Here is a 10,898-nt window from a genome sequence, read left to right as displayed (position 1 = left end):
CCGCAGGCGCCGAGATCCGCCGGACACCCCCTAAGCGGTCCGCAGGAAGTGCCCCGACATGCCGTCGATCGTCTGCGACGCCGTCGTGGCTGGTCCCACGCGGCGGAGCCGCATATCGACACAGTCGCGGCGGAGCCGCACATCGGCACAGCCCCGCGCCCCTTCGGGGCGCGTCCGAACCGCGGCCGACTTCCGCCGATCCGCTTAGTCCGTGAAGCGCTCCCCGCGCTCCGCCTTCTCCACCAGCAGCGCGGGCGGGGCGAACCGCTCCCCGTACGCCGCCTCCAGCTGCCGGGCACGGGCCACGAAACCGGCCACGCCGCCCTCGTATCCGTTGATGTACTGGAGCACCCCGCCCGTCCAGCCGGGGAAGCCGATGCCGAGGATGGAGCCGATGTTGGCGTCGGCGACGGAGGTCAGCACGCCCTCCTCCAGCAGCCGCACCGTGTCGATGGCCTCGCAGAAGAGCATCCGCTCCTTCATGTCCTCGAAGGGGATGCGGGTGCCCTCACGCACAGCGTCTCCGGACCCGCCCGGTGCGAAGTGCTCGCGCAGCCCCGGCCACAGCCCGGTGCGCTTGCCGGTCGTCGCGTCGTAGTCGTAGAAGCCCGCGCCGCCGCTGCGGCCGGGGCGCCCGAACTCCTCCACCATGCGGTCGATGACCGCGTCGGCCGGATGCGGCCGCCACTCGCCGCCCGCCTCCTCGGTCGCCCGGCGCGTCTCCTCGCGGATCTTGCGCGGCAGGGTGAGGGTCAGCTCATCCATCAGGGAGAGCACCTTGGCCGGGTATCCGGCCTGCGCGGCGGCCTGCTCCACGGAGGCCGGGTCGATGCCCTCCCCCACCATCGCCACGCCCTCGTTGAGGAAGTGGCCGATGACGCGGGAGGTGAAGAAGCCGCGGGAGTCATTGACCACGATCGGGGTCTTGCTGATCTGCCGCACCAGATCGAAGGCGCGGGCCAGCGCCTTGTCACCGGTGCGCTCGCCCTTGATGATCTCGACCAGCGGCATCTTGTCGACGGGCGAGAAGAAGTGCAGCCCGATGAAGTCGTCGGCGCGCTGCACCCCCTCCGCGAGCAGGGTGATGGGGAGGGTGGAGGTGTTGGAGCACAGCAGGGCGTCCGGGGCGACGACGCCCTCGATCTCCTGGAACACCTTGTGCTTGAGCGCCGGGTCCTCGAAGACCGCCTCGATGACCGCGTCACAGCCCTCGAGGTCGCGCGGATCGGCGGTCGGGGTGATCCGGGCCAGCAGCTGGTCCCGCTTGGCCTCGGTGGTGCGGCCCTTGGCGAGCGCCTTGGCCAGCAGCCCCTCGGAGTACGCCTTGCCCTTGGCGGCGGCCTCCACGGACACGTCCTTCAGGACGACCTCGATGCCCGCCTTGGCGCACGCGAACGCGATGCCCGCGCCCATCATCCCGGCGCCCAGCACCGCCACCCTGCGGACCTGGCTGGGCTCGATCCCGTGCGGCCGGTTGGCACCGGAGTTGACCGCCTGCAGTTCGAAGAAGAACGCCTGAATCATGTTCTTGGCGGTCTGGCCGACGACCAGCTCGGTGAAGTACCGGGCCTCGATGGTCTGCGCGGTCTCGAAGTCCACCTGGGACCCCTCGACGGCGGCGGCCAGGATATTGCGCTGCGCCGGGTAGGGCGCGCCGTTCAGCTGCTTCCGCAGATTGGCGGGGAAGGCGGGCAGATTGACGGCGAACTTCGGCTGCGCCGGGGTGCCGCCCGGAATCCGGTAGTCCTTGTCGTCCCAGGGCTGCGCCGACTCGGGGTGGGCGGCGATGAAGGCGCGCGCCCGGGTCAGCAGCTCCTCGCTGGTGGTCACGACGTCATGCACCAGCCCCGCCTCCTGGGCGCGCAGGGGGCTGTATCGCGTGCCCTGTAGCAGCCACTTGAGCAGCGCGTCGGTGACGCCGAGCAGCCGTACGGTACGGGCGACACCCCCGCTGCCGGGGAGCAGGCCCAGGGTGACCTCGGGGAAGCCGATGCGGGCCCCGGGGGCGTCGAGGGCGATGCGGTGGTGACAGGCGAGCGCGATCTCCAGCCCGCCGCCGAGCGCCGCGCCGTTGATCGCGGCCACCACGGGCTTGCCGAGGGTCTCGATCCGGCGCAGCGCGCGCTTGATGCGGAGGTTCTTCTCGTAGACCTCCTGGGCCTGGCCGGGCCCGACCTGGATGAGGTCATTGAGGTCGCCACCGGCGAAGAACGTCTTCTTGGCGGAGGTGACGATGATGCCGCGAATGGCATCCCGCTCGGCCTCGACGCGGTCGGCGATCGCGTCGAGGGAGTCGATGAACGCGGCGTTCATGGTGTTGGCGGACTGACCGGGGTCGTCGAGCACCAGGGTGACGACGCCTTCGTCGTCCTGCTCCCAGCGGATGGTCGAGGCGGTGGTGGGGTGGGTCATCTGAGGTCTCCAGGGCGAAGGGGCGAAGGGGCGCGGGGCCGGAAGGAAGGGGAACGGCGGTGTCTTGAGAGCGACTGGGCTCTACGCGGTGTCCGGCGGATCTTTCCCCTCCCCGCCCCTTCCCGTTACCAGGGGCTCCGCCCCTGGACCCCGGGGTCTGGGGCAGAGGCCCCCGCACGCGGCGGAGCCGCATATCGTCAGGTGTCGGGAAGGGGCGGGAAGGGGAACACCCCGCCGCAGGCGTCAGGATCCGTCGGACACCCGCTAGAGCCGCTCGACCACCGTCGCGATGCCCATCCCGCCTCCCACGCACAGCGTCACCAGCCCGAACCGCCCGCCGCGCCGCTCCAGCTCGTCGATCACCGTGCCGAGGATCATCGCGCCGGTGGCGCCCAGCGGATGGCCCATCGCGATCGCGCCGCCGTTGACGTTGACCTTGTCCAGGCTCAGTCCCATGTCGTCCACGAAGCGCAGCACCACCGCCGCGAACGCCTCGTTGATCTCGACCAGATCGATGTCGTCGATGGTCAGCCCGGCCTTGCCGAGAGCCTTACGGGTGGCGGGAGCGGGGCCGGTGAGCATGATGGTGGGATCGGCGCCGGAGACGGCGGCGGAGACGATCCGGGCGCGCGGCGTCAGCCCGAAGCGCTCGCCGACCTCACGGCTGCCGATGGCCACCAGGGCGGCGCCGTCCACCATGCCCGAGGAGTTGCCCGCGTGGTGGACATGGTCGATCGCCTCGACCCAGTGGTACCTCTGCAGCGCCACCGCGTCGAAGCCGCCCGCCTCGCCGATGGCGGCGAACGACGGCTTCAGGCCCGCCAGGGTCTCGGGGGTGGTGCCGGGGCGGATGTGCTCGTCCTGGTCGAGGACGGTCAGCCCGCTGCGGTCGCGGACCGGGACCACGGAGCGGTCGAAGTACCCCTCCTTCCAGGCCCGGGCGGCCCGCTCCTGGGAGAGCGCGGCGTAGCTGTCCACGTCATGACGGCTGTAGCCACCGATGGTGGCGATGAGGTCGGCCCCGATGCCCTGCGGTACGAAGCCCGTCTCGTAGTTGGTCATCGGGTCCGCGAACCAGGCGCCGCCGTCGGAGCCCATCTTCACGCGCGACATCGACTCGACCCCGCCCGCGAGCACCAGGTCCTCCCAGCCGGAACGGACCTTGGCCGCCGCGAGGTTGACGGCCTCCAGGCCCGAGGCACAGAAGCGGTTCTCCTGGACGCCCGCGACCGTGTCCGGGAGCCCTGCCGCGATGGCCGCGATCTTGGCGATATCGGAGCCCTGGTCGCCGAGCGGGCTGACGACGCCGAGGACCACGTCGTCGATCGCCGCCGGATCGAGCTCGGGGAACCGCCGCCGCAGCTCATGGATGAGGCCCACTACCAGGTCGACGGGCTTGGTGCCGTGCAGGGCACCGTCGGCCTTCCCACGCCCGCGCGGGGTGCGGATGGCGTCGTACACATACGCTTCGGTGCTCACGTCAGCGGCCTTTCAGGGGAGGGTTGGGGCGGTGACGGCTCAGTGGTCCGGCGGGAAGCGGAGACATGGGGCTCATGACGGGCTTCCCTCGATGAGCGAGGTGACTCCCCAGTCGTGGGCCACCTCGTCGGTGTCCGCCCCGGGCCGGGCGGGCGCGCGGCGCACCGTGCCCGGGGTGGCGGAGAAGCGCGGGGCGGGCGCGGGCTGGGTGATCCCGCCGTGGTCGAGGAAGGTGGAGCGGGCGGTGAGCTGCGGATGGGACGGGGCCTCCCGCAGCGACAGTACGGGCGCGACGCAGGCGTCCGAGGCGCCGAAGACGGCGGTCCACTCCTCGCGGGTGCGCTCCTTGAAGCGGTCGGCGATGGCGGCGCGCAGCGCGGCCCAGCTGTCGAAGTCATCGCGGGCCGGGGCCTGGTCGGCGATCCCCAGCAGCTCGATGAACTCCGCGTAGAACTTGCGCTCCAGCGACCCGACCGCCATATAGCCGCCATCGGCCGTCTCATAGGTGCCGTAGAAGGGGCAGCCGCCGTCGAGGAGGTTGGTGCCGCGCTGGTCCCGCCAGCCGCCGGCGGCCATCATGCCGTGCGTGACGGCGGTCAGATGGGCGGTGCCGTCGACGATCGCGGCGTCCACGACCTGGCCGGGGCCGCCCGCACGGGCGTGGTGCAGGGCGGCGAGGAGGCCGATGACGAGATAGAGCGAGCCTCCCGCGTAGTCCCCCAGCAGGTTGACGGGGGCGACGGGCGGGCCGTCGGCGGCGCCGATCATGCTGAGCGCGCCGGTGACGGCGATATAGCCGATGTCATGGCCGGCGGTCCGGGCGAGCGGGCCCTCCTGCCCCCAGCCGGTCATCCGGCCGTAGACCAGCTTGGGGTTGCGGGCCAGGCAGTCGTCCGGGCCGAGGCCCAGCTTCTCGGCGACCCCCGGGCGGTAGCCCTCGATGAGGATGTCGGCGCGCTCGACGAGGTCGAGCACGACGGCCGTGCCCCCGTCGGCCTTCAGGTCGATCAGCACCGAGCGCTTGTTGCGGTTGGCGAGGTCGTAGTCCGGGTCGATCCGCAGGCCCCCGGCGCCTTCGGGGCGGTCGACGCGTACGACATCGGCTCCGAGGTCGGCGAGGACCATGGCGGCGAACGGGCCCGGTCCGATCCCGGCCAGCTCCACCACTCGCACCCCGGCCAGCGGGCCGCTCGCCGCCCCTTCCTCCGCCACCGTCATCCCGTCCCCCAATCGTGTGACACCACCGCTGTAACACCGCCGATGCTAAGAACGCGTCCCGCATTCCACAAGCCCTCTCCTGGGTCTGTGGATAACCAAACCCCGTGACCGGAAAGGGGGTTCGGCCGTGCGGACGCGCGGCGGGCCGGGTGTGGCGCCGACCGGGCTTTTCGGGTCAAGTCTTCCTCAGGTCGGGCCCCGCCATCGACAGCGGCGGTCCGGGCACGAGATGGTCCTCGTCGCCCTCCGGATCGGTCAGCCGGCCCAGCCGGCGCGGCACATCGGCGCCGACCAGCACGATCACCACCAGCGTCAGCCCGAAGGTGAGCACCGCCAGCGCCCGCCCGAGGGACATGCCCTCGGCCAGATGGGCGCCGAGCACCGGCGCCACCGCGCCGCCGAGCGCCCCGGTGTTGTAGACGAAGCCGAGCGAGGCCGCCCGGCTCCCGGTCGGGAAGTGGCCCGCGATGTACTTCGGCAGGATGCCGGAGATCCCCTGGCTCAGCGCGAGCAGGAAGAACAGCAGCACTCCCAGTCCGACCAGCGAGTCCTGCACCGCGAAGACCGGGAAGACGAAGGCCAGCGAGGCGAGCAGGGTCACGGCGTAGGCGCGCCGGGTGCCGAGCCAGTCGCCCACGAAGCCCGCCAGCCAGCAGCCGGCCATGGTCCCGAACCCGGCGTAGAACATCACATCGGTGACCTCGGAGGGGGAGTACTCGAGCTGCTCCTTCAGATAGGTGGGCAGCAGCGCCTGGATCGGCCAGCTGTAGAGGAACGCACAGAAGACCGTGCACATCAGGGACACGTACAGCGGCCAGCGGCGCCGTCCGCCGAGCTGGGCCGCGAAGGCGAACAGGCACCCCGCCGCCAGGACCGACAGCGGCCAGCGCCAGCCCGCGCCCGCCGGGGTGAAGACCAGGAACAGCGCGACGCTCGCGGCCACGGTCAGCGCCGTGTTGACGCTCGCGCGGGTGCGTCCGGCGAACAGCGGCCGGAAGGGGTTCGGCCGCGCCCGCGCCGCCGCCACCTCCTCGTGCCAGTCCCCGGCCTCCGGGAGCGCGCGCCGCACCCACAGGGCGACCAGCACCGGCAGTACGCCGATCCAGAACATCCAGCGCCAGCCCCAGTGGGGTACGACCCACTTGTAGAGCTCGGAGGCGATGATGGTGCCGCCCGAGTAGCCCGAGATGAGGAAGCCGGAGGCGCGGTTGCGCAGCCGCGCGGGCCAGCTCTCCAGGACGTAGGTGGCGCTTGCGCTGTACTCACCAGCCATGCCCATGCCAATAACCAGGCGGGCCGTGAACAGGCTGATGTAGTTCCAGGCGAACCCGCAGGCGAAGGTGCCGAGCGAGTAGAGCAGGATGCTGATGATCATGGCGGCCTTGCGCCCGTAGCGGTCGCCCAGCGCGCCCAGCAACGCGCCGCCGAGCCAGCGGGTGATGAAGGCGCCCGAGACCAGGCTCGCCGCCGACGCCGTGCTCAGGTCGAACTCGTCGGCTATCTCGGTCAGGACGAGCGTGATCAGCACAAAGTCGAAACCGTCGAGCAGATAGCCGATCCAGGCGGCGAACAGGGACTTCCACTGACCGGGTGAGACCTCGCGGTACCAGGGCACCTTGGCGGCTTCGGTCACGACAACAGTCCTCCCTCCTCCAGGAGTTGACGTACGGTCTTGACGGCGGCCTCGCCCAGCGGCACCTGGGGCGCGGCGGTGTCCGCGCAGTCGATCACGCCCAGCAGCCGCAGCGCGGCCTTGAAGCCGCCCAGGCCCGAGGAACTGCCGCCCATGAGGGTGGGATCCCCGGCGTCGGTGATGGCGAAGAGCGCGGCCAGCCGGTCCTGTTCGGCGGCCGCCTCCTCCCAGCGGCCCGCGCGCGCGTGCTCGTACAGCCGGACGAACCCGGCCGGATCGACGTTGGCCAGCCCCGGGACGACGCCATGGGCGCCCGCCAGCAGGGCGCCGTCCACCGCCAGTTCGGAGCCGGTGAGCACGGTGAAGGTATCGGCGAGACCGCGCCGGCGGACCTCGACCAGCAGCCGCCGCAGCGCCCCGTCGTCCCCGCTGCTGTCCTTGACCCCGGTAAGCGTGGCGTCGGCGGCCAGCGGCAGCAGGATCGAGGGCGTCAGCTTGGAGTGGACGGAGACCGGGATGTCATACGCGAACAGCGGCCTGTCCACACCGTCGCGCAGCCGCCGGAAGTGGTCGGCGATCTCCAAGGGGTGGGTGCGGGTGTAGAAGGGCGCGGTGGCCACGATCGCGTCCGCGCCCACCTCCGCCGCCGTACGGGCGTGATCGAGCACCCGCGCGGTCGTCATGTCGATCGCCCCCGCGAGCACGGGAACCCGGCCGTCGGCGGCCTCGATGACCGCCGTAAGGGCCGTACGGCGGCTACGGTCGCTCAGATAGGCGGCCTCTCCGCTGGAGCCGAGCGCGAACAGCGCGCTCACCCCCGCGTCGATCAGCCGCTCGGCGAGCGCGGCGAGGGAACGCGTGTCGACCTCGCCCGTGGGCGTGAGCGGGGTGCACAGGGGCGGAACGACACCGGTAAGGGGAGCCGGAAGACTCATCGACACCCAGCCTTCTGGGTAGCAGGACAATACGGACGTGGGACGTCCTATGTTCGGAGCCCGAATCTGACGGAGCGCCATCGCCCTGTCAAGTACATTCCCGCCGCAGCGCCTCGTCCGAATCCCGCCAGCGCGCCGCGAGCCCACCGGCCAGGCTTGACCGCATGGACGAAAGCTATGAAATGCGGGCCATCGCGCCCGAGGTGCTGAAGCAGCTGCGGATCACCGATGACGCGGGCGACCCGCCGCGGCTGGTGGTGGAGGACGAGGAGGGCGGCAACCCGATGCGCTGCTGCCTGGGCCGGAGCCGACCGCACGAGACCATCGCGCTCGTCTCCTACGCCCCGCTGCGCCGCTGGGCGCGGGAGACGGGTGCCACGCCCGGCCCGTACAACGAGGTCGGCCCGGTCTTCATCCACCCCGAGGAGTGCGACGGCTGGACCGGCCCCGGCATCGCGGACGGCATCCGGGGCCGGCGGCGGGTGCTGCGGGCGTACACGGCCGAGGGCAACATCCTCGGCGGGCGGCTGCTGAACGACGGCGAGCCGACGATCGAGGAGGGGCTGGCCGAGCTGTACGGGGACCCGCGGGTGGCGGCGGTGCATGTGCGCGCCGTCGAGTTCGGCTGCTTCCTGGCCGAGACGCGGCGGGTCTGAGGCATCCGGCACCCCGGGTGCGGGGTGGCGCCGGGGGGTACAGGGGTTCGCCCGGCGCCGCGCTCGGAGTACCGCGTGCACAGCCGCCACGTTCGGAGTGTCGGGCTCACCACACCGCGTTCAGAGCGTGGCGGCCTTCAGGGCCCGGCGGCACAGCGCGTCCGCGCGCCGTGTCGTCTCGGGCTGCCGGAAGTCGCGGGCCAGATGCAGGGTGTACGCGCACGCGTCCGCGATGGTCACCCGATGGCCGACGGAGACGAAGAGCGGCTTCACACCGTCGCGGGTGCGCAGCGCCCGGCCGACCTCCTCGTCCCCGTCGAGCAGGGGCGACCAGTCGCCGCGGCGCGGCCCCGGGTCGGCGTGGCGGAAGCCGAAGGGGTTCTTGGCGACGCCGATGGTGGGCAGCCCGGTGAGCACCCCGAGATGGCTGGCCAGCCCGAACCGCCGCGGGTGGGCGAGGCCGTAGCCGTCGCACACCACCAGGTCGGGGCGGCGGCCGAGCCGCCGGTCGAGGTCGCCGAGCGCGTCGAGGACGGCCGGGATCTCACGGAACGCCAGCAGCCCGGGGACGTACGGGAAGGTGACCCGACCGACCGCCGTCGCCTCCGCGACGACTTCGAGGCCACGGGCGTCCAGGGCGACGGCGGCTGCCGCGACCAGGTCGCGCTCGTCGTCGTACGCCACGTCCACGCCGACGACCGCGCCGGTGCCGGTACCCGGCTCGGGCACCTCCCCGGCGATGACCACGGACGCCCGCGTCCGCTCCTGGACGGCGATGGCCTCGGCCTCGGTCGTGGGCCAGTCGCGGGGCAGCTCATATCGTGGATCGACGGCGCTGGTCATCGTGCGGCTCACGTTACTAGCCTGCCCGTCATGTTCGTACTGGAGATCACCTACACCGCGTCGGCCGACCGCGTCGAGGCCGCCCTCCCCGAGCACCTCGTCTGGGTGGACGACCACTTCGCGAACGGCGTCTTCCTCGCCTCCGGGCCCAAGAACCCCCGTGACGGCGGGGTCATCCTGGCGCTCGGCGACAACCGGGCGAAGATCGAGGAGATGCTGGCGAGCGATCCCTTCGTGGTCGCGGGCGTCGGCGAGTACACCATCACCGAGTTCCTGGCCACCCGTACGGCCCCGGCGCTCGCCGATTACCGCCAGCAGCGGCGGTAAGGAGCCCGTTTCGGCTTACGCCTTGAGGGAGGCTATGAACGCGGCCCACGATCCGGCAGCGAATATGAGCGCGGGGCCATCAGGGTTTTTGGAATCGCGGACGGGGATGACACCGGGGAGGTTGTCCGCGACCTCCACGCAGTTGCCGCCGTCGGGATTGCTGTAACTGCTCTTGCGCCACGTGGCAACACTCAGGCCCGGGGTGGTTGGCATGACTTCAGTCCATCTTGAGGCTTGCAATGAACGTGGCCCATGATCCGGCAGCGAATATGAGAGCGGGGCCATGGGGGCACTTGGAGTCACGGACCGGGACGAGGCCCGGGAGGTTGTCGGCGACCTCGACGCATTCGCCGCCGTCGCCGTTGCTGTAACTGCTCTTGCGCCAGACCGCTGCACTTACGTCCCTGGTCGTGGGCATGGGGTGTAGTCCTCCATCGCGGTTTGGATCATTGCCTCGGAATCGCGAGGCGAGAGGGCCATGGCCCTGAGCAGATCGTAGTTCTCCCGGCGCACTGCGACTCCCCCTCGGTCCTCGATGATGGTCCCGGACCGACTGCCTTCCTCGTAGGCCACCTGTGGTCCCTCGGACACCGTGTAGAGCGTCAGCGCGCCACCCAGCATCTCTGGGTGCTCACCCACTGCGAAGGGAAGCACCTGGATGGTCACGTGCGACTCTGTCCCACGCCGGATCAGAGACGCCAACTGATCGCGCATTGTCTCTGATCCACCAACGGGGCGGCGAAGTACTGCCTCGTCGAGGATGAACCAGCAGCGTGGCGGCTTGGGCCGATCCAGCAACGCCTGCCGGTCGGCACGGGCCTTGACCATCGCTTCGATCTCCGCGTGCGGCGCATGCGGATGGACACCGCGCATCAATGACTCCGCATACTTCGGTGTCTGGAGCAGTCCGGAAGCACTTCCGCTGATGTACTGCTCGATGACGACCGCCCGGCTTTCGATCTCCACCACCCGCCGGTATTTACCGGGAAACGGTTCGTTCTTCGCGAGCGTGTGCAGCCTCGCGAACATGCCATCCGTACCGAAGCACGCGTCCAGCTTCGCCGGTAGGTCGTCGTACGGCAGCGACTCCGCCGCCTCGATCCGCGCGAGGTGGGACTTGCTGTAGTTCAGCACCTCGGACAGCCGCCGCAGCGACATGTCCGCCTTCTCGCGATGGCGGCGGATCTCCGCGCCGAACAGGTCGCGTGCGGAGCGGTCGGGGAAGAGTTCGCGCGGCTGGAACGTCATTGGTCCATCCCTCCTGGTTCCGCTGTCCGGCTAGGACCGCTGGCTTGTTTTGAGCTTACGCTCCGGAGGGCAACGCGCTTGACACGTTCCGTAATTGAGCCCCAGCGACCGCACGCACTACGGGGTGTCCGGCGGACCACGCGGCGG

General features: G+C 71.0%; 11 protein-coding genes. 2 read left to right on the top strand and 9 right to left on the bottom strand.

Annotation, left to right across the window (positions count from 1 at the left end; translation table 11 throughout):
* Positions 1–204: 204 nt before the first annotated feature.
* From GWI24_RS31920 to GWI24_RS31900, 5 genes are all read right to left on the bottom strand, one after another.
* Entirely contained in the window at positions 205–2,412 is a 2,208-nt protein-coding gene (locus tag GWI24_RS31920) for a 3-hydroxyacyl-CoA dehydrogenase NAD-binding domain-containing protein (protein WP_210949525.1), read from the bottom strand.
* 264 nt (positions 2,413–2,676) lie between these two features.
* On the bottom strand, positions 2,677–3,891 hold the full coding sequence (locus GWI24_RS31915) for an acetyl-CoA C-acetyltransferase (RefSeq protein ID WP_210949524.1): 1,215 nt from the start codon (positions 3,889–3,891) through the stop codon (positions 2,677–2,679).
* Positions 3,892–3,963: 72 nt separating this feature from the next.
* Positions 3,964–5,109: a CaiB/BaiF CoA-transferase family protein gene (locus GWI24_RS31910; protein ID WP_210949522.1), complete on the bottom strand. Its 1,146-nt coding sequence runs from the start codon at positions 5,107–5,109 to the stop codon at positions 3,964–3,966.
* A gap of 175 nt (positions 5,110–5,284) precedes the next feature.
* Positions 5,285–6,742: a sialate:H+ symport family MFS transporter gene (locus GWI24_RS31905; RefSeq protein WP_210949520.1), complete on the bottom strand. Its 1,458-nt coding sequence runs from the start codon at positions 6,740–6,742 to the stop codon at positions 5,285–5,287.
* Positions 6,739–7,677, bottom strand: a complete 939-nt coding sequence (locus GWI24_RS31900) for a dihydrodipicolinate synthase family protein (RefSeq protein ID WP_210949518.1) — start codon at positions 7,675–7,677, stop codon at positions 6,739–6,741. The genes GWI24_RS31905 and GWI24_RS31900 overlap by 4 nt, the downstream gene beginning before the upstream one ends.
* Positions 7,678–7,841: 164 nt before the next feature.
* Here GWI24_RS31900 and GWI24_RS31895 point away from each other — a divergent pair, with 164 nt between their 5' ends.
* On the top strand, positions 7,842–8,333 hold the full coding sequence (locus GWI24_RS31895) for a DUF1203 domain-containing protein (RefSeq protein ID WP_210949516.1): 492 nt from the start codon (positions 7,842–7,844) through the stop codon (positions 8,331–8,333).
* Positions 8,334–8,453: 120 nt separating this feature from the next.
* Here the strand turns inward: GWI24_RS31895 and GWI24_RS31890 are convergent, their stop codons facing one another.
* A complete protein-coding gene (locus tag GWI24_RS31890; protein WP_210949526.1) occupies positions 8,454–9,176 on the bottom strand; it encodes an endonuclease V in 723 nt (240 codons plus the stop codon).
* A 30-nt stretch (positions 9,177–9,206) separates the two neighbouring features.
* Here GWI24_RS31890 and GWI24_RS31885 point away from each other — a divergent pair, with 30 nt between their 5' ends.
* A complete protein-coding gene (locus GWI24_RS31885) occupies positions 9,207–9,503 on the top strand; it encodes a YciI family protein (RefSeq protein ID WP_210949514.1) in 297 nt (98 codons plus the stop codon).
* Positions 9,504–9,518: 15 nt separating this feature from the next.
* Here the strand turns inward: GWI24_RS31885 and GWI24_RS31880 are convergent, their stop codons facing one another.
* Genes GWI24_RS31880 through GWI24_RS31870 form a run of 3 tightly spaced genes read right to left on the bottom strand, consistent with a single transcriptional unit; the run spans position 9,519 to position 10,751 of the window.
* Positions 9,519–9,716: a DUF397 domain-containing protein gene (locus GWI24_RS31880; protein ID WP_210949512.1), complete on the bottom strand. Its 198-nt coding sequence runs from the start codon at positions 9,714–9,716 to the stop codon at positions 9,519–9,521.
* Between the two features lie 4 nt (positions 9,717–9,720).
* Positions 9,721–9,921 (bottom strand): DUF397 domain-containing protein, encoded by a 201-nt coding sequence (locus GWI24_RS31875; RefSeq protein WP_210949510.1) that lies wholly within the window; start codon positions 9,919–9,921, stop codon positions 9,721–9,723.
* Positions 9,900–10,751, bottom strand: a complete 852-nt coding sequence (locus tag GWI24_RS31870; RefSeq protein ID WP_210949508.1) for a helix-turn-helix transcriptional regulator — start codon at positions 10,749–10,751, stop codon at positions 9,900–9,902. Before GWI24_RS31870 ends, GWI24_RS31875 begins: the two co-directional genes overlap by 22 nt.
* Positions 10,752–10,898 lie beyond the last annotated feature (147 nt).

Origin of the sequence: Streptomyces sp. MK37H (assembly GCF_018035285.1) — a bacterium.
Lineage (GTDB): Bacteria > Actinomycetota > Actinomycetes > Streptomycetales > Streptomycetaceae > Streptomyces > Streptomyces endocoffeicus.
Note: the sequence above shows the minus strand (reverse complement) of the source record. Positions and strands in the feature narration are given on the sequence as shown.

Bases quoted from the DNA above. Each gene is read 5' to 3' on its own strand.
- GWI24_RS31880 (WP_210949512.1), bottom strand. From the start codon at position 9,716: ATGCCAACCACCCCGGGCCTGAGTGTTGCCACGTGGCGCAAGAGCAGT.
- GWI24_RS31890 (WP_210949526.1), bottom strand. From the start codon at position 9,176: ATGACCAGCGCCGTCGATCCACGATATGAGCTGCCCCGCGACTGGCCC.
- GWI24_RS31910 (WP_210949522.1), bottom strand. From the start codon at position 5,109: ATGACGGTGGCGGAGGAAGGGGCGGCGAGCGGCCCGCTGGCCGGGGTG.
- GWI24_RS31885 (WP_210949514.1), top strand. From the start codon at position 9,207: ATGTTCGTACTGGAGATCACCTACACCGCGTCGGCCGACCGCGTCGAG.
- GWI24_RS31895 (WP_210949516.1), top strand. From the start codon at position 7,842: ATGGACGAAAGCTATGAAATGCGGGCCATCGCGCCCGAGGTGCTGAAG.
- GWI24_RS31870 (WP_210949508.1), bottom strand. From the start codon at position 10,751: ATGACGTTCCAGCCGCGCGAACTCTTCCCCGACCGCTCCGCACGCGAC.
- GWI24_RS31920 (WP_210949525.1), bottom strand. From the start codon at position 2,412: ATGACCCACCCCACCACCGCCTCGACCATCCGCTGGGAGCAGGACGAC.
- GWI24_RS31900 (WP_210949518.1), bottom strand. From the start codon at position 7,677: ATGAGTCTTCCGGCTCCCCTTACCGGTGTCGTTCCGCCCCTGTGCACC.
- GWI24_RS31875 (WP_210949510.1), bottom strand. From the start codon at position 9,921: ATGCCCACGACCAGGGACGTAAGTGCAGCGGTCTGGCGCAAGAGCAGT.